This is a genomic window from Thalassomonas sp. RHCl1, assembly GCF_947387555.1.
Taxonomy (GTDB): domain Bacteria; phylum Pseudomonadota; class Gammaproteobacteria; order Enterobacterales; family Alteromonadaceae; genus Thalassomonas.
On sequence record NZ_CANDNZ010000002.1, the window covers coordinates 531,914 to 556,591 of the forward strand.

16 protein-coding genes are annotated in these 24,678 nt (G+C 49.5%); 1 reads left to right on the forward strand and 15 read right to left on the reverse strand.

All coding sequences use genetic code 11. The annotated features are described in order from the left end of the window. Window positions 1-4: 4 nt before the first annotated feature. The 13 genes from QL234_RS08295 to QL234_RS08355 form a co-directional block, all read right to left on the reverse strand. The gene (locus QL234_RS08295; protein ID WP_281557357.1) at window positions 5-6,115 is read right to left on the reverse strand and encodes a PKD domain-containing protein; all 6,111 of its coding nucleotides are present in this window, start codon (window positions 6,113-6,115) and stop codon (window positions 5-7) included. Window position 6,116: 1 nt separating this feature from the next. Continuing rightward, window positions 6,117-9,497, reverse strand: coding sequence for a hypothetical protein (locus QL234_RS08300; protein WP_281557358.1), 3,381 nt, complete (start codon window positions 9,495-9,497; stop codon window positions 6,117-6,119). Further along, window positions 9,494-13,456, reverse strand: coding sequence for a baseplate J/gp47 family protein (locus QL234_RS08305; protein WP_281557359.1), 3,963 nt, complete (start codon window positions 13,454-13,456; stop codon window positions 9,494-9,496). The genes QL234_RS08300 and QL234_RS08305 overlap by 4 nt, the downstream gene beginning before the upstream one ends. Window positions 13,457-13,520: 64 nt before the next feature. Beyond that, complete coding sequence (locus tag QL234_RS08310) at window positions 13,521-13,931, reverse strand: GPW/gp25 family protein (RefSeq protein ID WP_281557360.1); 411 nt, start codon at window positions 13,929-13,931, stop codon at window positions 13,521-13,523. Between the two features lie 13 nt (window positions 13,932-13,944). After that, window positions 13,945-14,220 (reverse strand): PAAR domain-containing protein, encoded by a 276-nt coding sequence (locus QL234_RS08315; protein WP_044834909.1) that lies wholly within the window; start codon window positions 14,218-14,220, stop codon window positions 13,945-13,947. A gap of 126 nt (window positions 14,221-14,346) precedes the next feature. Then, on the reverse strand, window positions 14,347-16,095 hold the full coding sequence (gene vgrG / locus QL234_RS08320) for a type VI secretion system tip protein VgrG (protein ID WP_281557361.1): 1,749 nt from the start codon (window positions 16,093-16,095) through the stop codon (window positions 14,347-14,349). Continuing rightward, window positions 16,092-16,775, reverse strand: a complete 684-nt coding sequence (locus tag QL234_RS08325) for a hypothetical protein (protein WP_281557362.1) — start codon at window positions 16,773-16,775, stop codon at window positions 16,092-16,094. The genes vgrG and QL234_RS08325 overlap by 4 nt, the downstream gene beginning before the upstream one ends. 59 nt (window positions 16,776-16,834) lie before the next feature. After that, window positions 16,835-16,990 (reverse strand): DUF5908 family protein, encoded by a 156-nt coding sequence (locus QL234_RS08330; protein WP_281557363.1) that lies wholly within the window; start codon window positions 16,988-16,990, stop codon window positions 16,835-16,837. 24 nt (window positions 16,991-17,014) lie between these two features. Beyond that, complete coding sequence (locus QL234_RS08335; protein ID WP_281557364.1) at window positions 17,015-17,485, reverse strand: phage tail protein; 471 nt, start codon at window positions 17,483-17,485, stop codon at window positions 17,015-17,017. Window positions 17,486-17,489: 4 nt separating this feature from the next. Continuing rightward, window positions 17,490-17,924: a phage tail protein gene (locus QL234_RS08340; protein WP_281557365.1), complete on the reverse strand. Its 435-nt coding sequence runs from the start codon at window positions 17,922-17,924 to the stop codon at window positions 17,490-17,492. 93 nt (window positions 17,925-18,017) lie between these two features. Then, window positions 18,018-19,997 carry a phage tail sheath C-terminal domain-containing protein gene (locus QL234_RS08345; protein WP_281557366.1) on the reverse strand — a complete coding sequence of 660 codons (1,980 nt, stop codon included), beginning with the start codon at window positions 19,995-19,997 and terminating at the stop codon, window positions 18,018-18,020. 20 nt (window positions 19,998-20,017) lie between these two features. Continuing rightward, window positions 20,018-21,157, reverse strand: a complete 1,140-nt coding sequence (locus QL234_RS08350) for a hypothetical protein (protein WP_281557367.1) — start codon at window positions 21,155-21,157, stop codon at window positions 20,018-20,020. Beyond that, on the reverse strand, window positions 21,154-21,732 hold the full coding sequence (locus QL234_RS08355) for a DUF4255 domain-containing protein (RefSeq protein ID WP_281557368.1): 579 nt from the start codon (window positions 21,730-21,732) through the stop codon (window positions 21,154-21,156). The genes QL234_RS08350 and QL234_RS08355 overlap by 4 nt, the downstream gene beginning before the upstream one ends. Before the next feature lie 303 nt (window positions 21,733-22,035). Between QL234_RS08355 and QL234_RS08360 the strand changes: the two genes are divergently transcribed. Beyond that, on the forward strand, window positions 22,036-22,509 hold the full coding sequence (locus QL234_RS08360; protein ID WP_281557369.1) for a FliG C-terminal domain-containing protein: 474 nt from the start codon (window positions 22,036-22,038) through the stop codon (window positions 22,507-22,509). Between the two features lie 97 nt (window positions 22,510-22,606). Here the strand turns inward: QL234_RS08360 and QL234_RS08365 are convergent, their stop codons facing one another. Further along, window positions 22,607-22,912, reverse strand: coding sequence for a hypothetical protein (locus tag QL234_RS08365; RefSeq protein ID WP_281557370.1), 306 nt, complete (start codon window positions 22,910-22,912; stop codon window positions 22,607-22,609). A gap of 504 nt (window positions 22,913-23,416) precedes the next feature. Then, entirely contained in the window at window positions 23,417-24,469 is a 1,053-nt protein-coding gene (locus QL234_RS08370) for an Ig-like domain-containing protein (protein ID WP_281557371.1), read from the reverse strand. Window positions 24,470-24,678: the final 209 nt, after the last annotated feature.

A 24,678-nucleotide genomic window follows, 5' to 3' on the forward strand; every position in this document is an offset into this window, starting at 1 on the left:
GGCATCAGCCCATCAGGCTCTCAATCTTGGTTATGGCGGCCAGCACATTGGGTTTAGCCGCATTTTCTTTTCTCACTTGAATTAATTTATCCGACAGCACATTGTCTTTATTTAACTCGATACCGGTTTCCATCAGGGTGCCAAGCGAGCTGCCTATTTGTTTTAAGGTGTTATTCATAGGATCTTCTGCTTTCAGATCGTCTGACATCACAGTCACCAGGTCTAAAACAAGGTTTACCTGAGTTAACATCAGGGGATAACCCAGCTGTGCCATTTCAGGATTTTCGTTAACCGCGACTTTCATCAGCTGGGTTTGTGTTGATTTCAACAGCGGGTCCAGGGTTTCACTGAGCTCCGGATTTCTTTTTCCCGAAACATAAGTTTCGGCTTTGAGCCGGCTGGTGAAGTCTTCTTTAACCAGGTTGACTGTACTCATGGTTTTTTCTGTGAGTCCGCTCGATTCTGGAATAACTTTAACAAAAGGCTCGTTTATCCTGAGGTTATTCAGGGTATCAAGTGGCGTATCCGTATCTATGCGGATGATATCAAACGGTACATGGAAGACTTTCTCCATGGAATTGGCACACTTGCCGTCCCAGGCAACGGTGAGTGTTGCTTTAACTGCCTGGCCCGATTCCACTTCCTGGAGTTGAAATACCATGACTTCTTCGTTATTGGCTGAACTGCCGCCGGGAGAAAACAGCCACTTGGCACTGTTGTGATCTTTCGAGTTGTTCACCAGTTTGACATCGTAAAGACCGTTATCGACCTTATCTATGCTGATCACGCCAAAGGATGCTTGAGGTTTGATCAGGTTGACGGTTAAGTTTTTAACGCGATCGCCCAGTTGGTAACTGATGGTGACTTCGCCGCCGGTATTGGCCAGGGCCGGGGTAAAGGTAAAGCCTTCGCTGTCTTCACGTACGCCGGGGCCGGAAGCCTTGCCGCCACTGACATTAGTTTTGATCCTGTATGCCTGCTTATCGCACCAGACAAATTCTGTGACATCGAGATCTACCAGTAGGGGCTGGAATGCAGGTATGGTAACCATTTGGGTAAAGGTTGCCAGGCAGGGGGGCTTATCCAGCTTCATGGTCACCGGCATTTCACGCGCTACTTCGCCTAAGGGGTAAGTCCGTTTGAAGACCCGGCCATTGGATTTTATGCTGCCCAGTTCATCGGTTAACTGATACTCTTTGCCGCCCGTTGCCAGCATGGTATATTCCAGGATGATCTTCTCGCCTGTGCTAGTGCTATCGTCAACTACACGGTAAGTGAACTCGGCGCTGCAAGGGCTAAGGAGCATTTTCTTGGTTTGCGTGACTTCACAGGCGCCTTTGATCAGTTGCAGTTCAACGTCAAATTCTGTCTGCTCGCTGATATCATAGATATGATCAAGGCTTGCCTGGTCCGAAATCGTGCCGTCTCCAAGCTTATAGGCATAGGAGTCCATACCCGGCGGCGCCTTAAACTGCACCTTGGCTTTGGCATTATCGGCGTCTATCTGGCTGATTATGGCGGTAAACTCCTGCGTTATCGCATCAACTGTCACCATCACAGAAACGGTTTTTCCCTGGTATTCATAGCTGATTTCATTGGCGCCGATCAGCACATCGGGATGCCCCGGATAAAAGTGATAGTCGCCGTCGATCAGCACCAGGCCGTTGCCTCTTGGCGTGCCGCCCGGGGGATCGAAAGTGATCGGTTCGTGTACATCCTGGTGGCATAAGAACAGCCGGTCGATAAAGATGGAGACTTCACGCCGGGCAGGAATGGTGATGGTTTGCGATTTGCTGTCGCTGCAGGTGTCCTGGGCTATGCTCAGGGTCACCGTGACTTCGCGCTGCGCATCTGCCAGCTCGTAGTCGTGCTCAACCGTTTCCAGGTTTTCAACCACTATGTCTTCATCCAGCTGCCAGCTTCGGGTATTGGCGGCCTGAGGATGGGTGAAGGCATAACGGATTTTATCTAAGGAGCGCGCCACTTCTTTAACGGTGAAGTTGGCGTTGCAAATCTCAAAGGTCAGCTCATGACTGGCTTTGCCGACACAGGGCTCCTTGGTGACGGTTAAGTTCACGGTAAAGGCCGATGTCTCGGTTAAATCAAAGGTATGGACCGGGTTGGCTTTGTTGGAGCTGTTGCCGTCGCCAAAGTCCCATAAATATTCGCTGGCCTCCTGGGGCGTGGCAGTAAATTTAATTTCGGCGCTTTTGGGGTCTTCGCTGACCTCAATGATTTTATAACTGATGGCCGCCTTAATTTGTGCCAGTAGCGCCGAAAACTCATAACTGGTGTTATTGAGCAGATAATTAAATTTAACTTCGCCTTCCTCGATATCCGCTGAGGCCGGGGTAAAATAAAAATCGCCTGTGGTAACTTCTTTGCTTACCCCGGGACCGACGACTTCGCCCCCCGGAGGGCTGATGATAAATTTAAATTTACGCTTGTCGTTTTGACAGAAATATTCCAGCGGCAATTTAAACAATACCGGCTCTGTACTGCACAGGTTAATTGGCGGACAGTCGGAACAACAGATATAGGGCAGGGCAAAGTCCAGCACCACGGTATTGTCATCATCATATATTAGGAAGAAGGTACCGCCGGCCCAGCAGCCACCGACATGGGACATGCCGCAATTGTGCTCTGAGTATACCGACAGCAATAATCTTTGCTGAATTTTCAACTTGCGGGCGTTGTAGTTATCGAGCAGGCCCTTAAACTGCTGGAAACAGCCCTGGTCGCGTATCAGATTGAAATAACGCAGCAGTGCCGGCCTGTCTGCTGATGGAATATAATCTTCATATTTGCCGATGACTTGCTCAAACATATCCAGCCGGGTCAGCAGCATCTGGTAGGCATTGGTAAATTTTTCCTGCTCAAACTTCGCCAGGGGTTTTGCCAGCTCTTTGAGCAGCAGATCTAAGCTGGTAGTGATATCTACCGGCTGACTCACTTTTTCGAAAATCTCGGTATCTTCGCGGATATTGAGATTGGCGAAATTCTTATAAAGATAATGTTTGGTTAATAATGAGCTGTCGGTGACCGGATCAAATTTAATTTTTTTGATCAGCGAATCTATCTTATAAGGGGACGGGGTTGCCAGCGCCTTGGCGGTGTTTATTCTAAAACTTGGTTGCTCAAACAGGGACTTTTCCAGGGAGACGCTTTCTGGCCCGGCTTTATCAAGCAGTGTGTGCTCAAACTCTATTTTATCGAATTCAATTTTATCAAGATCCCTTTTTTCAAAAAAAGCCGCCTTTTCTGTCAAGGCAGGTTGCGACAAATCCAGGGTAATATTCCGGCTGGAAAAGAGTGACGGATCATAAGTCAGATCATAGCCAGGACTTTTAAAGAGATCTGATTTTACTCGAAAATCTGCACTGTCGCTGAAGCTGGTGATCCTGGTATCAAACGGGCTGCTATAAAGCTCCGTTTTTTCTGCATACTCTTTGGCCTTGTTTAAAATTTCGCTCTCGGCGACTTTTTGGCGATAAACCAGTTGTTTTTCATCGAGCAGGGCATCCTGATACAAGGGAATACTGGCCAGGGATAAGGTTTTTTTATCTTGTACCGTGATCGGGAAATACTTGGAGCCGTAATCATCGATATAGGTTTCCACCTGGTATGAGCCCGGGGGCAAATTGGTGATTTCCATTTCCCCTTCGTTATTGGTTGTGCCGTGAATATTGAGCTCTTTGATGGCGTAATGTACCCGGCTAAGGGGCAAGTTGGTTTTGCCGTCGATAAATTTACCCTTAACTTTGGTCACCTCACTGATTTCTGTGGTTTCCTTGGGGGTATCGAATTCAATATTGGCGACCAGCTCCTTGAGCTTGTTGTATTCGCAGTTCAGCTTATGCGTCAGGGCGCTGTACACCAGCTCGATATCATCGAACTGACAGCCTAAACCTGGGGTTATATCCTGATATTTGCTGCCGACTTTAAGCGCCATCAACTTGATCGGCAGGTTATAACATTTGATCCACTGGCTGATACGGTCAAAGGCATCCGAGTATTTTTCGCCAAGATGGCCTTCGATGCGATAAAAGGGAAACTCGTTCTGATCCACATCCAGCGGATAATGATGGGCAATAAGTGCATCTGCCGTGGGAAACTTATCTTTGAGAGTTTTTAGCAGCAGATACTTAGGCGCCGGTATCGGGGTCGGCTCAGGTTTTGGTCCGGGCTTAGGCCCAGGATCAGGAATTGGCTTAGGATCCGGTATAGGCTTAGGCCAGGGGAACGGCTGTGGCAGCGGTTTCGGGCTGGGCTTAGGTAACGGCAGCGGAAACGGCTTAGGTCTGGGATCCGGGCCGGTGATCGGCCCGGGAAGCGGTCCGGGAAAGGGACCCGGAAAGGGTCTGGGATCAAAACCCGGAAAAGGGCTTGGATCTATGCCGGGAAACGGCCTGGGATCAAATCCGGTAACGGGGGTGATAAAACGGCCGAGGGAGAATGACTCTGAGATTTTAGCTTCCGGCCCGGTACTGAGGTCATAGGATTTGAGCAAGGTTTTCGGCAAATCTTCCGTCAGCTCTTTAGCTGTACCTTCAAAGAAGACTTCGGGATGTTCAGGGGATAATGCTACATCCGACAATTTTGTGCTCACTTCAGGCGTCAAGGCAAGCTCTGCCTTAAGTTCGCTCAGGGCGCCAATATCTGCCAGGGATATGGTATCTGTCAGTAGCCTTTCCTTAAGCAGGGATTGGATATCCGTCAATGACCTGATATTGACCCTGCCGGTAAAGGGACTGTCTTTAAAAGGAAGTTCGGCGACACATATCGGCGTACTCAGGTTGTCCCAGTAGCTTAATACCTGGTGCGAGCGGCACTGGCTGGCAAGATCAAAATCCCAGAAACTTTTCAGCTGGGGATAGCTTTGCAGATCGTAATAATAGGGCAGGCTGCGTTTACCCAAAGGGGTTTGTTTTTCTTTGCTTGGCGTGACTTTTATAGTGATTTTGCTGTCGCCGGTTTGCGGCACCTTAAACGCCCTGCTCAGCAGCACCAGGCGCTGGAATAAAAACTTCACCCGGTGAATTTTCCCGCCGGCAACCGGCTCTTCCGGCAGGCTGGCGCGGATAAAGTAGTGGCGGTAGGCAGACGGCTTACATTGGGTTGCCACGTCAACTTGTCCCAGCATCAGGTGTTTGGCAAAGCCGGTATCGGGCAGGCAGGCAACGGAGAAAACCTCAAAGGCCAGGTTGATAAACTCCTCATAGGCGAGGATCAAATCTTTGATATGATCGTAATAATATTGGACCCCCTGGGGATAGTTTGCCTGCTGGCTCCAGGGTTTCGGCTGCCAGTCGGCAAAGGGGTTGGCCTGGTAATCTTCACTGAGCAGCGGCGCGTAAACCTCATAAGCTTGCCTGAAAGCCTCGGGAATTTCCTGCAGCGGGTCTTGCTGGATAAGGAAGGCGTAAGATTTGACAATATCTTCCAGTTCCAGCAGGTGATTACTGTCGCCGAGCCAGTGCAAACGGCCTATTTTTAAGGTCGGCAACTGGTATCTTTGTTGCAGCATCTGGTAGAGCAGGGTAGTTTTTTCAGATTTGAGCTTTTGGTTGAGGGTATCGAGCTGATCTTTGGCTACCAGTACGATCCTGACACACAAGTTTATTTTCGAACCTTTCTCATTACAGTCGCTGCCGGTACAGGTATCGAGATCTTCATCTTCTACTTCCAGATAAGCCAGGGCCACCTTGTCTTTAAGGAAATCTTTATTGAGCGCCTTATGCTCTGCGTTGTCGCTATCTCTTTCTTCGGCTGTCAGTAATTGCCACAACGGCACCTGCTTGGCAGGTTGTCCTTCCTCGCTGGTGTTGAAAAAGGCATATTTGACCGGGTCGGTATAGGCGGTGTAGTGGCTAAAATCGGCGCCGGGATGTTTGACCAGGTAACCTAAGGTGGTCAGGCCGTAGCCCGGGCTCAGGCTGATCCCGGTAAAGTCTGCTTTTGTTTGCATCTGGAAACCATGGGCAATACCCGCACCGGCAAAACATTTCCTGGTCCAGCGGCTTTGCAAGTCTAAATAACCGAACAGATCATTTAACTGATCTGCTGTCAGCACTTGGTCTGCCTGAAATTTTGGATAGGTGTTGCACGTGTCCATGTTATTTTCCTTTATCTTCACCTAATTGTGAGTGGTTTAAAACGATAGGCCGGTGAGTCTCATCCTGGTTGCACATAAACAGATGGCTCTGCGGATAATGGCTGTTGAGTTTTTCCATCTCGGTCATCAGTTCGTTTTGCGCGGCTATCAAGTCGTGATTTTGGCAAAACAACTTGCCATGGCTGAATATGCCGTGGCGCTTTAGCTCGAGCCAGTTAAAAAAGGCCGGTTCAAACTCTGCCATGGTTTTTTGATCCACCCAGCAGATTTTAATATGGATATGGGCCGGGGTTTCCTGGCGCAGGCTTTGTTCGAAAAATCGCCGGAAATCCAGACTGGCAAAACGTCTGAGCCAGCAGGGAACGACGGCGGTGACCCTGAATGAGTAGGGATCCTGATAGCCGGGGGAGCAATCTTCATTCAGGGAAACGGTAAACAGTTTGATGTCATCCTCAGAGCAGGCAGGCAAAGGCAAGCCCTGAGTTTTCTTTGACGGCGTCACAGGGGCAAAAGGTCTGAGCAGGGTATGCTCGATAAGATGGAAGCCCTCAAATACCGCTTCCTTGCTTTTCAGTACGGCTATGGTGTAGTCGATGACCTGTTCCACCTCGAAGCGGTAGCGGTAATATTTTTTATGGACGGCGATAATATCCTTGTCCTGATCGAGCAGGCAGAAAAAATACTCCTGGTGGACATTGATATCGATTTTATAGTTTTTCTGTTCCAAGCCGCTGTATAAGGCGGATGCCATTGCCTGGTTCAGGGCATCCAGATCGGTATAATGTTTGGTGCTGTGAAATAAAATGCAGGCGTCCTGCCCGGGAGCCGGGTTGGGATCTTGCAAATGGAAGCGGGTTTCTTCGATATCGTCATCGTCGATTTCTGGGTAAGTATCGAATATTTTTTCATAATCCGGCAACAGGCTTTTTCGCTGCCAGTTGTCTATGCCCGCCAGGCGAGAAGCGCGTTTTTCCAGCCCGCTGACATTATCTCCCGAAGGGGGTTGCAGGTAGTTGTAGCCCTGGCCGCGGTCTGCACTTAGTACCGGCAGCTCCTGTAAAAAGGCGATCTTATCCCGGATGATATCGTCGGCGGCTTTGACGCCGTCGAGCTGGGTGCTGAGCAGGACATAATCGGTAAACTGCTCGCCAAAACGCGCCAGCAGGTGATCGAGAAAACGGTTCTTGCGTGCATGATAGGTTTGCGCCGATTCCAGGCTGGAGTCGCGCTCGCACATGCTTTGCCAGTGGCGCTCTTTTACCGCCAGTAAATATTGCTGCCACTGGTTTTGGTAACTGGAGGGTTTATTCCAGTCGATGGTGTTATCCCCCTGGTGCTGTTTGACAAATTCACGCACCAGGCTGGCGCCGTTTGGCAGGTTGGGCACCTTGATTGGCGGGATTTTAGATAAATCCAGTACCCGGCTGAGTTCCTGCTCGGTAAGGGCTTCCCCGGGGAGTGCCTCTATCCTGGCTTCAAAAGCCTCCTGCTCCTGACCGGGATCGTCTTTGAGGGCTGCCAGCTTATCAAGTTTGTTCTGGCTTAAGCCTTTATCGGCCAGGGTATCGAGTACCCTCTGGCTGAGTTTATAGGTAACGGGTAAAGAAAATAACAGTTGGGAAAAATAGCTGCGTTTAATGTCGGGATTTAAACTGAACAAATGTTTCAGGTTGGCCAGCTGGGCGCAGTAATTGGCCAGGATCTGATCCATTACCGTTAAAAAGCCTTTGAGCTGTTTGGCCTGGGCATGGCGCTGTTTGCCGGCGGACGGCGGCAGGCCTTCTTTGCCTATGCCGTACACCTGGGAAAAACTGTCCTGGATACTGTGATAAAGCCCCAATTGCTGATCTTGCCCACCAGGCAGGGTGACATCATAGGGTTTGGCCTGCAGCCTCGACCTTGAATTGAGCGCCCTTAAGTCTTCCAGCAAGGCCTGGGTTTCCGGGCCGTCTGCCTGGTAGGGGATTAATCCCTTGTACAGCACAATTTTTGATTTGTCGACGTTAAAGCTGATGCCGCGGTTGTTGGTGATGGGCAGGCACCAGTGTTCGCCGTCGTTTAACAGCAGGCCGCGGAAAAATTTGCTCAGCTGCAATTTCCTGATGGCGATAATGCCGTCAATACTCATCAGTTCGCGCATGACATCCGAGATATGGATCACAGTTTTTTGCTGGCAGGCAAGTAAGTCTTCGTCCTTGATAAAGCCGTGTTGGAGCAGCGGGCCGTTAAAAATCTGATCAAGGGGGATGGCCATCTGCTGCATTTCTTCAAGGGAGTAGAAGGTGACCCTCGGGGTGAGGAAGTTTTCCAGCACATAATAGATATTGGCCAGCACCTGATGGATATCGGCATCCGGCCTTACTTCGATATCGGTGCAGATGCCGATTTCTTCGATTTCACTGGTGCTGAAGCGGACAAAGTCTTCACATAAGGTGCGTTGCAGGTGCAACCGCTGTTTTACCTGCTGTGCGGTTTTACAGCATTGTCTGATACATGCCTGCAGATAGGCGCGGATGTCGTCAAGGCGGTCGAGTAATCTCGGCTCTATAAATTTTTTGTTTTCCTCGGTTTTCTCCAGCGGCGATTCGATATGCACTTCAATGGGGATATCCAGGCCGTTGCCGCTTAAGATAAAGCAGCTGACATAAACCGATGAATCGCTGATAGAGGTAAAATCATCGAAATACAGGTGCGCAAATTCATCGACGTTCAGGGCATTTTCAAAAAAGACCGGCCAGGCAGGTTCAAAATGCAGGGTGACGGTTTTTAAGTTGCTGGGAGGCAAGGTAAATTGATAACGCCAGCAGTTGAGATCCCCCAGCGGACTCTGGTTTTCAAATTCCAGTTTGACCTGGTACAGTCCCTGGATATTTAACCTGTTGGCAGATTTTTCTTCATCTGTGCTGCCCGGAGGCGGGGTATAGCTGAGTTTGGATTCCTGTTCGTCGCGATAAATGGCGGGTTGCGATTGGCTTAATAACGCCAGGGTGGCATTGTGGATCAGCGGCACATCAATAATGACCTTACGCCAGTCGTTTACCGTCAGGGCCTTGCACGGCAGGATTTCCCTCGGGGTGAAATAGCTGTCCTGCCCCGGGGCCGGGTTTTCGCCGTTAAACCCCGGCTCTGCTGCTAATTTCGTATCGGTGACAGCACGCTCTGCCAGTATGTCTTCGATGGCATAGTCGGTTTTATAGCCGAGATCTGTGATGGCATAACTGAGCATTTCCAACAAGGTGATGCCGGGATCATGGATATTATGATCTGTCCACTGACTGGCTGCCAATGCCCGGATATAGCCGATACCTTTACTGCGCAAGTATTCATAGTCTTTGCTGGCGCAGAACTCGGGAAACTTGTCGATACTGGCATCTAGGGTCATTTACAACTTCCTCCCGCGGTGATCAGGTGCTTTTTATGGGAGACAAAAATAGAACGGGCGCTGCCCGGCGTTGCCTGCTCGATATCGTAAAAACTGGTTGCATCCGATGCCGGCGTGCCCGGGGGCGGTTCGAGATGTTGGTGCATTTTTACCTCGGTCAGGTAATCGACGTATTCCCTTTGCTCGATAAAATTGACCAGTACCGATCTGTGAATCTTGCCGCCGAAATGGATCTCTGCCTTGTTGTTGCTGTCAAAGGCCCAGGGGGATAAAAAGGCTATCAGATCCTGGTTAAGGGTTTCGGTATACAGTCCGGGATCAAAGCCGCTGCGGAAGGTGACATTAAATTCCAGTTGTATCGCCTCATACATAGGGTTGAGCACACGTAGTTTCTCTGCCGCCCAGGGGGTCATGCGCTGCTGCAAAAAGCTTTTGATCTTATCCAGTTTGTTCAGACTGGCCCTGGGCTCAAGCGGGTCTATGGCGTTTTTATTGGTTAACGAAGCGATGACAATTACCGTGACATAACCGGGGGCAAACTCCGAGGTCATTAACGTCTGGCTGTTATCGGGATTTTTTTTCGGGTAAAGGTAGCTGCTATGGTTGATACATTTGGCCTTGTAGATATCATCAAAAGCCTGCAACACCAGGTGTTCATAGTCCCAGAGGGTGATAGCCCTGTCTTTGTGTCTCAAGCGCTCGGCGACCCGGGTATTAAAACGGCTGTCATTTTCTCCGGCCTTGCCTTCTACCGCAGCAAAAGGCTGGCTGATGCCCTTGATGGTGGATTGTTTTACCTTAAGTTTGCTTATGGTATTGGCGGGCAAAGGGCTGGCTAAAAATTCCTGATGATTGTTGTCGTTGCTGAACGAGGCTTCACCGGCCTGGGTGGCGATAGTGATCAGATCGCACACCGCCGTCGGCTGCTCTAATACCGCGGCCCTGAGCCAGACTTTACCCGGCGGCAGCAAGGTATTGTTATCGTTCACCTCGCCGGGCAGGGTAATGGCCACTATACCCGAGGTATTAAAGGCATTGGTGCTGTCGGTGATCACCTCTTTGGCAGTTAATGCCTGCCATTGATTGTTTGTTAATACCGACCAGTGAATGGTTTCTTTGTTGAACCTGGGATCGGCGCTGCCTTCGGCCACCTGGAAAAACAGGGTAACCAGTTGCGGCAAGCGGGTATCGGATAAGCCGATATACATTTCGCCGCGGTTTTGTTTTAACTGGCCGTCTTCTTCGGTGACAAACCTTGGCATCAGGGGGATCAGGCCCGCTGTTGTTGCTGTATTGGCGGATGCTGTACTGTCTGCCTTGGCTAACGAGCTGCCAAAGGGATATATGTGATAGAGACTTAGCCCGGCTTCTGTGCCTAGCTGGTTAACGGCTACGGATATTTTTGCCTGGTAGTTAAGGCTGATATCCTGCAATACCGGCGTGTAGGGTTCGTTGGGGATCAGGGTCAGCTTAGGGTGGTTTATTTGCTGGATCACACGTTTTGAATAAACCCTGGAGTAACGTTTATGGCCGAGAACATCAAGGGGGCCATTAACGGATAATTTAATAAAGCCCTGTGCCAGGGTGTTATTGAAGCTCGTCAGCTTATCCAGGGCCGGGGCTTGCGGCATCAACGGTTCGTTAGTGCCGGGATCTGCTTTGAGCTCAACAGTCAATTTGTACTGGGGCAGTTCTGTTTCTTCCCCGGCATTTGCCTGTCCGCCGGTGTTGGCGGCGGTTTTATTGAATAACACCAGCTCTGCTTGTTTTTCTTGCCAGGCGTAATTTTTTAAGACGCTGACCTTGGCCTTGATATTGTTTTCATTGATCTTTGCTTGCGGCTCGATAGCCTCAGTGATGACAACAGTGGTACTCCCTGAAGTTGCTGAAGGATCGGCAGGTTGGGCGGGCAAGATATCGTCATAATAGGCTTTATAGTGTTCGGTAAAACTTATTGGCGCTCCCTGCCAGCTGGCGGATATTGACACTGAGGTGACGGGCTTTCGAAAGGCTTCGTCACAGCCGATATAAAAGGCTCCCGCCAGTACCGGCTTGGGGCCAAAAGGCAGAAAGGGTTTGCTGCCGTCCAGTACGCCGAGATCGCTTTGTACGATCAGATTTTTAACCCCGGTTACCGCGACATCTAATATCAAGCCGGTGACTTGTATCTCTTTCAGGGTCTGGTAGGCAAAGACTTTATTCTGGTTTGCACTTGCCTGGTTTTGTTGTTTTTCATCCTCCTGATCTTGTTTTTTCTGGTCGAGGTTTTCCTGAGCGCTTTCCAGCTCTGCTGTTTCACTGTCATGGCGAAGTATGATCTGCATTACGGGAAAGCGGCTTTGGTAGTCTCTCCCGGTAAGTATTTGTGCATCAAAAGGAGTGATGGCTGCCTGGTCAACGGAGAGTGTGACTGTCAGTGCCAGATGATCGCTTTGTTGCAAAAAAGAGCTGATTTGGGCTTCAATCCACTGTTTTTCACCGCTTAAGTTCACCTTGATAAGATCAGGGCTTAAGGTTACCGGGCTTGTCCGGGGATTTGGCATAGTCCCGTACAGTTTTAAGCTGATGGTGCGCTCGCCTTCGCGTAAGTCCAGCAGTGGCGAGCTGATGGCAAAGCCCAATTGCGCTACTTCGCCGGTTCTGGTCTCTATGCTTTTTAATTCGCCGTTAACAAGCTGGCTTTGACCAAAGGGTTTCCATCTCGGCTCAGGGTTGGTGAAAGCCTTGCCTTTCCCGTCACTGGAATTTGCTACCGCAGCGCTAAATACCGGCATACCCGGACCGTTATCTATATATACCGATTTGATATCGCCGCTTTCTTTGATGCTGGCCTTGTTGACCACCAGTTCATTGTTTAAGGCGTAATGTACCGGTGTGCCGTCGCTGTCGAAGCCGGCGTTAAACAAGGTGCCTTGTTCGAGCTTGTGGTGTTTGGGGGATTTAGCCAGCTCAAACAGCAGGTGTACCCGGTCTTTGGTTGCTCCGTGGGGGCGAAAGCCGAGTATGTCCCGGTAATAAAAATCGAGATGTTTGCCTGTCAGTGAATTGATATGGATCTGGGCAAATTTGTAAAGCCGGGTAAAGGCGATAAACAGGGCAATATGGGGTTTATGATTTTCGTTGTGGTGAATAAGATGAAACAGGTAACCGGGGGCGGCCTGGATCAACTGGTTTTGTGCCTGTAAGAACAGCTGCGCCGCAGATGCCAGGCTGACCGAGCTTGCCGTTATCAGGGCTTTTTGCTCCGGGCTTAGCGGCTCACCCGGCTGTGGGGTAATTTCCGGGAAGATAAACCTGTCGCTTAGACTTTGCCACTGGTGTTCGGTATCGCCATTTTCATTGGCGGCAGTTTTCCACAGCGCCGAGAAAACCTGATGATGTACCTGTTTGGCGTTAAATTCAAATGACGGCAGCTGATGCGGGATTGCCGCTTCCTCAGGCGGTGGCAGTTCGAGCAAGGCATTGTAGCTGTTGACGGTTTCGCTCAGGGCAAGTGCCAGTTCGGAGGTGATCAGCCGGTGCAGGTGCTGCTTAAAGCCGCCATCGTTTTGTGCTTTTATAGCCCAGTCATTAATTTCATAAGCCAGCTGGAAGCTAAGTTTGATCAGGGTTTCCAGTACGCCGGATGCCAAAATATGTTCGGCGGGGGATTTTTCATTTAAATAACTTTTCAGCTGGTACAGTAGTACCTTGTAGTTATTGTTATCTTTGTTAGCTACGGCGGCGATAATGCAGGCGAGATCCGAGTCGAAAAAAGCGTGCCAGTCGCCGTCGGTTTGGTCTTGATTGTCGTAATATTGCAACTCGCGGCTGTAATGGTTGGCGAAATTCAGCAAATCTGCCATGGATCTGTCGTCTATGCGGGCATAGCGCGGGTGCAGCTGTTTGAGCCACCTTTGCTGCTGGCTGGTGCCGTCCCTGACCAGGGGATTTTTTGTCTTGCAGATCTCTATGTCCATCGGCGCTCTGTTTTCATCTGTTTGCTCTTTCCATTCGCTCTGTTCATCAACTCAGGGTTTCGGGTTATGGCGTTGTCGCGCCTTCATTGAGATAAAACGGCAGCACAAAGTTATAACGGGAGTTTGTGCTGCGTACCCGGTAATCCAGGGTGATGGTGACCCGGCCTTCAAGGGATACCGGCTCCAGGCTGATTTTTTCCAGTAAAATTCTCGGTTCAAAATATAAAATGGCGGTTTTGATCAAATCTTTTAAAAATGCATCCAGGGATTGATCCAACGGCTCGAATAAATAATCCTTAAGGTTGCAGCCATAAGTCGGGTGCATGATGCGCTCCCCCAAAGAGGTGGAGAGCAGGATTTCCAGGCTTTTGTTGATATCTTCCACGCCGCTGGTCATGCCCACCGAGCGGGTGTCTTTGTTAAAAGTTGGCGGGAAGCCCCAGCCTGTGCCTAAAAAAGGATTTTCTTCGCTCATGCTTGCCCCTGAATCAGCCGATGATCACTGTCGGTTCGCCTATCGCCGCCGATGCGCCGCAGATGCAGGTATCGCCGACGCGCACCGCAGGTTTTCCGCCGATAAGCACAGTGGCGCTGGACAGTACCAGGGGCGTCACCGGAATATGCGGCGGTGGCGGAATAGGGCAGACGTGGGTATCGCCGAGCACGGCGGCGGGCATTTTGCCGATAAGCACAGTCGCTTCCCCCGGTCCGACAATTGTGCCGCCGTGGGTTGAAACATCGCCGACTCTGGCTGCTGCTGGCATACTATCTCCTTAAATGAGCGCTAGTAATGGGCACTTACTCCCATTAGTGCTATGAAATGAAACATCCCGCTCTCTCCTGGCTGTGGCTGCTGCTGACATTTTTTCTCCTTTTTACATAGGGTTAAATTAGTTTATTTGCACCAGTGAACCTTTCACCACGGCAACGGCGCTGGTACTCATTTCTGCTCCCGCGCCGCCTTCGGCTTTAAATTCTGCCGATGCCTTGATATTGCAGTTGGTACCTTCGATATTGACATCACCTGCGGCCTTGATATTGATATCCCCCGGGCTGTCTATCAAAATGCCGTCGGAGGTCATTTCCATCTTATTGCCGTTTTCGTCTTCGACTAGAATGCTGCCGCTGTCTTCACTAAGCACCACCTTGTTGCCCTTGGGGGTTTCCAGGGTATAGCTGACTTTGTCGTCGTCAAAAATCATCTTCATTTCGCTGCGGGTCACCCAGCCTTTTTCATGGTTGTCGTCGCTGCCGGTCAGCGGTGCGGGTTTCGAGCTGCTGTTGAGCATGCCCAGCACAATAGGGTCGCGGGGATCGTCATTAAGGAACCCCACCAGCACTTCATCGTCTATCTCCGGGCGGAAAAAAGAGCCGCGGTTATCTCCGGCATCTAACGTGGAAATACGCGCCCAGACGCCGTCGCCGTCGGGGTTGATAATGGGCAAAGTGATCAAAATTCTGTCTTCGCCGTCGGGGTCTTCGCCGATTTGTTTGCAGATGCCGATTTGCAGCCCCCGCACGCCAGGCAGCAGGGCGGCAGCGGGGCGCTCCATGATATCGAGCTTATCGGCAAACCAGTTGACCGGCATGCCAAAACCGATATCCGAAGTCCAGTTGTCGGTATTGATCTGGTGGCGGATGGCGGTGATCAGGTGCTTGCCGTTAAAACGGTCGCCGACCCCGGAAAATTCCACCAGGGCGCCGGGTTTCACCTCGCCAAAGCCCTGGCAGCGGGCGCGGCCCAGGGTTTTCGCCAACCGGCTGCGGTAAATCCTGGCATCAGACCAGGATTTCAGCTCCTGATCGGCGACTTTGCCGGTATGTTTAAGATTGAGGCTGTCGTATTCCAGCACTTTGGCAAGGTCTGCGGCACTGAGGTTGCCGGCTTCGCTCAGGCCGGGATCTGAGCCTTCTTCCTCGATGATTTCCTGGCTGGCATAATCCCATGATTCGCTTTTGCTGGCCGGAATTTGGTTGCGGGCGTCCATTGAGGCTTCAAATTCCATTAAGGTCGAGCCGTAATTCAGACTTAATACCGGCTCCTGGCCGAGATCGGCGCCGGCAACCGTTAACTTGCCGTCGTCTGTGGTCACCAGTTTGCTGTTTGCTTCGGCGCGGGTGAGGATAAAGTCCCAGTCGGTGCAATTGTACTGCACCATTTCCTTGTGGCTGATGTCGGTTGCTTCAATGTCGGTTTCTACGCCGTAGGCGCCCGCCAGCTCTTCGATGATTTCGCTGTCTTTCATCTCGGTGAAGTAGCGGCTGTTGCGGGCTCCTGTCATATGGATGGCCTTGTCTTTACATTCCACGATCAGCTGCGCCGGTTTGTTTTTCCTGACTTTCAGCCCCTGGCTGATGATAAGGCCCTTAAAGACCTGGGCTTCATCCGAGTGATAACCGGCAAGTACTTCCACTTCCTTGCCCGGGATAAAAATATCGGAGTTACTTTCGGCAAAGTCCTGCTGTGCGGCATCGCCGTCAAGCACCACTAAGGTGGCATTGGCGACCTTGTTGTATTCCTTGCGGATGATGATATTGGCGACATGGGTTTCCGGGCTGAGCTCGGTACCGTCTACTTTTACCGTGAAGCTGGCGAGATCGCCAAAATCCGGCAGGGGAATGACACGTTCGTCGCTCATTTGCCTGCCTGCTGATTCAGTGGGGGAAAGTAAATTGAGCGTCCTACTTCCAGCTCGCGAAAATTGCGAATGTTATTGGCCTTGGCTACCGCCAGGTAGTATTTACTGTCGCCGTAGATGCGGTAGGTCATCAGCGGCAGGGTGTCTCCCTGGTGCACGGTGCGCACATGGGTTAAATCCGGGGAGTTATTGCCTTCTTCTGCTACCCGCAGGGCATCGTCGATATTCTCGGCAAAGGTGGCGGTGACTTTTGCCCGCAGCGGCTTGCCGTCGGGGCGGAACAGGTTATAGCTGATATCGGCGGATTTGAGTACGCATTTCGAAATCAGCGAGCCCCAGGAAATTTTCAGGTAGTGGGGACGGTGAATATCGCCGTTGTTTTTGCCTGTGACCACCAGGAAATGCTCGATTTCATCGGCGACTTCTTTTTTATCCGAGGAGACGCCGGTGCCGTCGAAGACAAAGTCAAAGCTGTATTCCTGGGGTTTGATTTTGCCGAATTTCTGGGTGCTGCCTGTGGTGCCTTGTCCCTGGACCGGTTGGTATTCCACCTCATATTTTTGTTTATAGGTGTTAGGGTTGAACATGGCAACAAAATCGCCGCAGTCCGCCTTGGCGCTGTAATCCAATTTGGTATAGGGCTCGATTTTGAGTTTTTTTAATTCACCTGTTGCTGCCATGTGTTGACCTTATTGTTATTTTCCTGTGTTCGCGCAGTTATTCCCGGGATTTTTATAATTTATCTTTCCAGTTTTTCTTTAAGCAGCTCGCTGATTTGCTCCATGCAGTCGCTGATGATTTCTTCCTTGTCCATGGCGCTGCTGCTGGCAGCTCCTTCTTCTCCTGTGCCTTCGATATAGGCCTTGATCACTAACTCCCTTATTTCTACCGGCATTTAACCCACCTCAACTTGACTTGTTTACAGTTTCTTCTTGGTAAAGTACTGGTAACTCAGCTCCAGGGTTTCTATCACCAGTGAGTTGTCCATGGCCTTAAAGTCCGACACCGACCATTTCACCGGCCAGGCGCGGACAAAGCTGTAAGTATCTGCCACCGGTTTTTGCTCTTCATTGAGCAGGGTGACATACACAGACGTCGGCTCTTGTCCGGCAACGCCGGGATTCGCCTCCAGGTTTTCCACGGCGTGGGTGATCCAGTCGATCAATTTCGAGTCGGTTAATAACCCGCGCTTTAAAACTAAATTGGCATACTTGGCCCGGGTGGGCAGGCGGTGGTTAAAACGGTTTTCACCTCCCTCCACCAGCTCTTCCGTGGTGATCTCCGCCGCCAGGCCGGACACTTCCTGAAAATGTATGTCCTGGGTTTCACCGGGTAAAAACTCAAATTCGACGCGAAAGTTAAACCCGGCGGGCGGATAATAGGCGGCCATAGACTTATCCGTTCTCTATGGTCAGCTTTTCGATGGCCACTTCGATGGACTCGATCGCCACTTCATTGCCGGTGGATTTAAGCCCCGGGCCTTCGACTTTCACCGGGAAGGCATTGATGGCTTTCCACACCATCACAGGTTCATGGGCTTCGTTTAACAAGGAAATAATGATGTCCTTGCGATCGGCAAGCTTATTGGCCGGAGTGGCATCAAGCCATTCGAAGAACTTGTTGTCGGCAGCCAAAATGCCTTTTTTCATGGTGATATTGCCGTACTTGGAAATGCCCGGTCTTTTCCTGGCTTCGCTTTGGGGTTCGTCGCCTGCACGGTATTCGATCATTTGTATTTCTATGTTCAGTCCCGAAACTTCCGAGAAAGACATTTTTTCACCACCCCATTCTACCTGGTAGTGAAATGCGGCTAATGGATAGTCGGCCATGGGTTAATCCACCTTAGTTAAAATTGTTGTTAATGTTTAATTGCTTCACTGTTCTTTTCCTAAGCACTGCTCATTGAGACTCGTTATTAAGAGCTAGGCCTCAGGCATTTTGTGGGAGAAGCGTAAAATAATAAATTCAGCCGGACGTACCACCGCCATGCCGATTTCCACTATCATGCGGCCTTCGAGAATATCCATGGCGGTCATGGTAGTGCCTAAACCGACATTGACGAAAAACGCCTGCTTGGTGGTTGCCCCCTGCAGTGCACCGTCGCGCCATTGCAGGGTGAGAAAATTCTCTATCATGGCTTTGACCTTGATCCAGGTATTGGCATCGTTTGGCTCAAACACCGCCCAGTAGGTGGATTTTTTCACCGACTCTTCCACCATGTTGAAAAAGCGTCTGACGGAAATATAACGCCATTCATTGTCGTTGCCCGCCAACGTTCTCGCGCCCCAAACCATCATGCCGCGGCCGGTAAAGGCGCGGATACAGTTGATGGACTTGCCGCTGTTAACATCGACATTTAAGGTTTCCTGGTCGAAGAAATCGATTTGCCGGTTCAGGCCGACCACGCCGTTAACACTGACATTGGCGGGGGCTTTCCAGACGCCTCGGGTGGAGTCGACCATGGCATAAATACCCGCCATAGCGCCGCTTGGCGGAATAGTGGTTAACGAGGCACCGATGGCGCGGACGATGTTTTTGTAAATGGGGTGGGAGTCGTACAGGGTGTCTTCCTGGGTGGTTTCATGTTTTTTCGCCGCGCTAAGAATTTCGGTGATCGGCACCATGACTTCGGCAAAGACCTCGGTGATTTTGCTAAGGCTGTTTAACTGTTTGGCGGTATTGTTGCCGTCGCCGAACACCTTGGCGGCATCTGCTGCGGCCGGTAGCGTGGTTTTAAAGATTTTGCCCCAGTCGTCGGTGTCCATGACATCGGCATACTTGGCAACGGCATAGAGGTTATAGCTGGAGGTTAATGCGGTATCGGCGGCGATATCATAAGAGATCAGTTTTGTCAGGCTGCCTTTGAGGGAGTCTTTCACCAGGCTGCTGATTTGGGTGACCATGAGCGGGTTTTTCAGCGCTGCGCCGCCGACATACCAGTTGTCCACCTGCAGGGCGATATCATAGATAAAGTTGTACAGGGCTTTATAGTTATTTGCCGTGCTGCTTTTCTTAAACTCATCCAGTAATTTGGTAAATTTTTTCGCTATCGTTGCCTGATCCCCTCTGAGGGTTTCCAGGCCGGTATCGACGGCGTCTTTGTCATCAACCGCCTGCTCCAGGCTGTCGACGGTGGCATCAACTTGCGGATCCGGCACCAGGCCTTTCATGGAAAGTTCGATACCGGCGCGTTTGACCTTGCCCCGGATATCCCGGTAGTGCACGGCAATCGGTAAATTGGTTTTTAGCCAGGGGGTGTAGGCGGCGCCGTATTTAAGGTTGTTCATGCCGATGTTGTTGCGAAAGGCTTCATAGACCAGGCCTTTCCAGTCGTAGGTGTCGGCGGGCTCAATTTCTTCCTGCAAGTCAAAAATACAGACCCTGTCTTGCAGGTCTTTACATTGCACCAGCGCCTGTTTTTGCAGGCCGTAGAAGTTACCGGCATCGAGGTTGACCGCATCCGGGAACAGGATCATGGTGGGTTCGTCCTGCTTTTTCAAAGCCGCCAGGCCGCTGTCAAAATCTGTTCTTACCGGGCCGTCGCTGTTATCTTCAAATACCCCCACTGAGACGATATAACATTTGCCGCCGCCGTTTTTAAAGAACATGCGGATGGCGTCGTACATATAAAACTTTGAGGTCATTTTACTGTCTGCAACCGCGAAGTTTTCGTCGAGGCTGACGCTGTCGACGTTGATTGGCGGCGCTTCGCCAAACAGCAGGTTGTATTCCGGCAATGAGGTGACTTCGGTCGGTTTTAGCAATAAGTCCCGCTCGGTATTTCTTTTTGCCTTTTGGGTATAACCGATAAACGCCGGGATTGCCGTTTCAACTTGCGCAACCGAGGGCGGAAAAATTGATATTTCTTCAACGTAAACATCTGGGGTTTTGTAACTTGCCATGGTTGTCGTCCTGTCCTTTTTTAAATGTAGAAATACACCTGGGAGTAGATGGGTTCACTGCCGGTTTCTGTTGCTATGTTAGTAATGTCCGGATTGGGCAAAGGGGTTTCTTCATAAACACTGTGCCCCGGTCCGGTGGTGATATCCCGTTTTAAGGTGAAGCCTTTTAGCGGCGCCTTTTTTAACGGAATTTTGGTGGTTCCCGAATCGAAGGGGATCACCTGGGTATTGTCCGCCAGAGTAATGCTGGTCTTGCGGGTAAAATTGGCGGTAAAGACGGTGGAGACTACGTCGAGATTCTCCGGCGGGACACTGTCCCGGTATTTAAGGCCAATGAAATAGCGCCAGATGGTAGAGCGGTTGTTGAGTCTGACGCGATAGGTTTTTGCCGTTACCTGGCCTGAATTGTCGATAAACTGATATTCGTCAGCTACGTCTGTATTTTGGAAAATGTCAATTAAACCAAAGGGTTGCTTGCGATAAAGCTGAGAGTCCAGGTAAAAGCTTTCCTGTACTTCGCCGTCTATGACCAGGGTGTAGATATCGGATGTCTGCAGAGATAAATCAACCTGGGCGCTGAACTCACGCAATCCGGCATTTACTTCGGGGTCGAGTTTTTCCAGGGTTTGACTGAACACCGGCATCAGCTGGCGATCTGTGATAGTGAGAGAAGCGCTGTCGCTTTCTTTTGAAAAGGAGTAAGTAAATTGCTCTGCTCTTAACCTGGTCTTGTCCAGGGCCGATAAGTAAGGGCTGCTGGTGTCTTGTATCAGCAGTAGCTCGTCTGTGCCGTCGATATCCTGGATATTGTTTTGCCGGTTATGCAAATAAAAAATTGCCGAACGCTCGCCGGTAAGCGGTAAATCCGAGTAATACACCAGGTTAGGGGTTTTCGCCATCAGCAAAAAGCGCAATCGGCTGAGATCGGACAGCGGGATCAAAGGTTTTGCCGAGTTGCCAGGATCTGATTTGTATAACACGATGAAGCCGCCGGGCACCTGACGAAACAACAAGCCCTGGTTTTTTAACGCTGCTTTGCAGTCAGAGGTCGGGACAATATCGAAGTCTTCATCCCTGTGGCTGTAGCTGTTGTCTGCTTGTTTGTAGAATTCATGGAAGAATTCGACGGCAAAAAGTGTGCGGTAACCCGATTCCATCACATACCGCTCCCTTCAAGTGCAAACTTGCTGACACCGGTCTGTTCGCTGCTGACCAATTCTTCCTGGATGATCAGCATGCGCACCTTATAACAGATGGACGGCAGGTACTTAGCGCCGAGGTAACCCCAGAGGTGGTTTTGCTGCTCCAGCCCCATGGTATGCAGCTCGACAATGAGTTTTTCCAGTTTAGGGTCGAGATCCGGGGTATTGCTGCTGACAAAAACGCTTTTTGCCTGGAAAAAACTCATTGCCGCCGAGAGAAATTTCAGCCCGGTTTCATAATCGTTGAAGTTCGATGCTATCAGGATATAGAGATTTATTTTGATTTCCGGGTTGCGGTACATTACCTGACCGTCGGCGGATTTTTTCACGGCGTTTTGCGCCTTGTTGACTTTTTCTTCCTCGATATTGATCAAGGAAAGCCCGAGCTGGTCTTTGGGGATCACCACAGCGCCGTCTTCTTTTACCAAAGGGCTGACGGCAACGGTTTCATTGCTGGTCACATTAAGATCGGGGAGTGATTTTAAATACTGATGGATCTGATTTTTCAGAACATCCATGCACTTATCAATCATTGCCAGTTATCCCTAAAAACGCCTTAGTTAGTATTGTTATTAAATAAAAGCCGGCACATGACTGCGGTCAGTTAACTGCTGGGATCACTGAGGGCAAGCGATTGGTCAATCAAAGAAAATACTGCAAAATTGAAACGGCATGGGCCAATGACTTTTGTAAATAAAGGTAGTTCAATTAATCAAAAAAAGTAAAAAAAATATCTGAAAAATTGTTAATCAAGCGCTGCCACTGATTGCACAACCAGTTTGGAACCTAACACCCGGCTTTAAATCTAAGTTCATAATGTTCAGGAGTATTTTCAGATGTCTTTTGACAAACAACTTAAAGGGCAAACAAGGATAAGCGGCGCTATGGTTGCTATTGACGGAATTAAAATTGCCGCGGCGATTTTAAATTGCTTTTCCCAACAGCAGGGCAAGGAAATGATGGCTGCCTTGCAAGGGCAGGATTTACCGCTGGCAGAAAAAATTCAGTCGCAGCTGTTCGTGTTTGATGACTTTGCCGAGGTTGACGATCGCAGCATGCAAACCTTAATTGCCAAGATACCAAGGGAAAGCTTAAATCTGGCTTTGCGCGGAATTACGGGGGCGTGCCTGCAAAAGTTTTCTACCAATATGTCGGCCAATGCTGCGGCCATGTTAAAAGAAGAGCTGGACAATGCACCGGCCAAAGCCCTGTCGGAAATTGAAAAAGTGCGTAAAAGCGTGATAGATGTTGCCAGGCAGCTTGAGGCCACGCAACGAATTATTCTAAAAGATGACGGCTTGTATATTTAGTGGTGACTTTCCCGTGGAAAAGGGAAGGGGGGGGCTGGGAAATACTTACCGTCCCCCTGGGATATAGCTGTGCTGATTGTTGTTATTGGACTGTCAATCAGGCCTCTTGAAAATCCGGATGTCCGGCCATGACCTTGAGTTTGTTTAAGTCTCCCTGGGCCCATATATAATGCCTTTCACCGTCATGGCCATTGCCGTTACCTTCCCCGACAATAGAATCTATATGCCAGCTTAAGGTGGAAAGTTTTTCGGTGACATAGGAGTCCTGGGCAAAATCATCGGCTTTAAGTTCATTCACGAGCTCTTTAATGATTTCGTAGACTTGAAAAGAGGGATAGGTACTTGCTTGCCAGGTTTTTAACAGCTTTTCTATTTCATCGAGTTTGCTTATTGGATTGTTCATCTTGCCATTCCTTTGGAAACTTGAGATTTAGTCAGCAAATTAAGATTAGTCGACAAATTAAGAGGTTTCAAAGACCTGCGACAGACAAATTTATTAATTCTACATGAAAGCTTTTTTCATTGTGTTTTTATGGGCTATCGCTGGATAAAATGCTCAATAACTGCTTTGTAATTAAAATTCATATTTTGTTTGCGACAGCATTGTCAGACACGTCGGACAGTGCATGTTCGGCGCTGGCATATTGGGTAACAAGCACAAGTAGGGAAATTCCCGTAAAGCAGTACCCGGGCCTTTCAGGCCAGGGCTTCATCATTGAAACAAATACAACGTATGGTCATTGGGTTTTCTTTGTTTGCACCTGGCATTTTTTCGTTAGCTGAAAGGAAAGAAGAAACTGTTGAAGCTGAAAAACGTTCACCCCAGGGCAAGGTCGGTGTCAGGGGATAATTGTGATACCCCCTGTTATTGATGCTACTTACCATCAATAACAGGGCTTATAAACGGTTAATTATGTATGGCGATATAGACTTCACCATATCTGACATTACCATTTGACCATTTTAAGGTATTACCGCTGCTGTCGGTAAGGGTGTAATACAAATAGACGATACCGCTAAAATCTGTGCTGGCGGTGTATTTGATTTTATTATTCACCACTTCAAAGACTTTCTCTTGGCTCCACATAGCCACTTTAAGGGTATAGCCCTCAACCCCGATATCGTTAGCCAGGGCATCTATAGTAACAGTTTCTCCTTTGGCCAGCATGGCGCTGTCGGTATTGATAATAGGCAGGGATACGCCACTTGGCTGGCGCACATAAATGATTGCTCTACGCCATTCCTTGGAAATACCGCCGCGGCTGTCATGTACTCGGTAGTATATGATCTGGATGCCGGAAAAACCGTCATTGTAAGGGGCAAAAGTGAGCGAATTGCCATTTTGGCTTAAAACACCGTGATCGATATTATTTTGGGATGGCTCCAGCACTACAGACATGCTATCGCCGTCGGGATCATAATCGTTGCTGCTGGGATCAAAAGTGATGGCTTGGCCGTAACGGGATTCGTAGGCAATATCTTTAACTACAGGTAGCTGGTTAGGTTTAGGTGCTTCACCGTTTGCCACTGAAATATCGATAATGATATTGGCCAGTAATGAACCAAAGGCAGTGTAGCTGAGGATCACTTTGTCATCGCCGGCAACCTCAGAGAAAAACTGAAAATCAGTATTGCCGATAATGCTGACCTGCCCATTGGCTGCAGGACTGGCAATAGTGATAGTGACATTTTCGCGGCCATAGGCATTCATTAAAGCCGACAACGACGCGGGTTCTTCAAGCGGTTGGATCACCGTTTCATATTGAGGGACTGAAAGCGATGTTAGGTAGGTGGTGGCATTTAACTCGATAAATTCGGTAAAACCGCTGGAATTACCGACAATGGCCATTTGCGGGTTTAACATTACCGGCTCGGAAAATTCTGTTGCCGGTAGTGCGTTGACGGCGCTGCTGATAAATAATGAGCAGCCCAGTGCCGCTACTATGGTTTTAAATTTCATAACAATTCCTTTTAAATTTACGGAGATTTCATTATCGCCGGACTGCAGGTCATTTTGATCTAGACATAAGCATAGATACGGATGTATTTAACAATAGTTTTACATAAAGGTAAAGAAAAAATCATGACAGAAGCAGTTTTTTTCACTGCAAGCTATTGAACTAAACCGTTATTTTGGATTGTATCCAAAAATAAAGTTAACATACTGTT

Bases quoted from the DNA above. Each gene is read 5' to 3' on its own strand.
- QL234_RS08325 (WP_281557362.1), bottom strand. From the start codon at position 16,775: ATGGCAGCAACAGGTGAATTAAAAAAACTCAAAATCGAGCCCTATACC.
- QL234_RS08340 (WP_281557365.1), bottom strand. From the start codon at position 17,924: ATGGCCGACTATCCATTAGCCGCATTTCACTACCAGGTAGAATGGGGT.
- QL234_RS08335 (WP_281557364.1), bottom strand. From the start codon at position 17,485: ATGGCCGCCTATTATCCGCCCGCCGGGTTTAACTTTCGCGTCGAATTT.
- vgrG (WP_281557361.1), bottom strand. From the start codon at position 16,095: ATGAGCGACGAACGTGTCATTCCCCTGCCGGATTTTGGCGATCTCGCC.
- QL234_RS08295 (WP_281557357.1), bottom strand. From the start codon at position 6,115: ATGGACACGTGCAACACCTATCCAAAATTTCAGGCAGACCAAGTGCTG.
- QL234_RS08370 (WP_281557371.1), bottom strand. From the start codon at position 24,469: ATGAAATTTAAAACCATAGTAGCGGCACTGGGCTGCTCATTATTTATC.
- QL234_RS08365 (WP_281557370.1), bottom strand. From the start codon at position 22,912: ATGAACAATCCAATAAGCAAACTCGATGAAATAGAAAAGCTGTTAAAA.
- QL234_RS08355 (WP_281557368.1), bottom strand. From the start codon at position 21,732: ATGATTGATAAGTGCATGGATGTTCTGAAAAATCAGATCCATCAGTAT.
- QL234_RS08300 (WP_281557358.1), bottom strand. From the start codon at position 9,497: ATGACCCTAGATGCCAGTATCGACAAGTTTCCCGAGTTCTGCGCCAGC.
- QL234_RS08310 (WP_281557360.1), bottom strand. From the start codon at position 13,931: ATGAGCGAAGAAAATCCTTTTTTAGGCACAGGCTGGGGCTTCCCGCCA.
- QL234_RS08305 (WP_281557359.1), bottom strand. From the start codon at position 13,456: ATGGACATAGAGATCTGCAAGACAAAAAATCCCCTGGTCAGGGACGGC.
- QL234_RS08360 (WP_281557369.1), top strand. From the start codon at position 22,036: ATGTCTTTTGACAAACAACTTAAAGGGCAAACAAGGATAAGCGGCGCT.
- QL234_RS08345 (WP_281557366.1), bottom strand. From the start codon at position 19,997: ATGGCAAGTTACAAAACCCCAGATGTTTACGTTGAAGAAATATCAATT.
- QL234_RS08330 (WP_281557363.1), bottom strand. From the start codon at position 16,990: ATGCCGGTAGAAATAAGGGAGTTAGTGATCAAGGCCTATATCGAAGGC.
- QL234_RS08315 (WP_044834909.1), bottom strand. From the start codon at position 14,220: ATGCCAGCAGCAGCCAGAGTCGGCGATGTTTCAACCCACGGCGGCACA.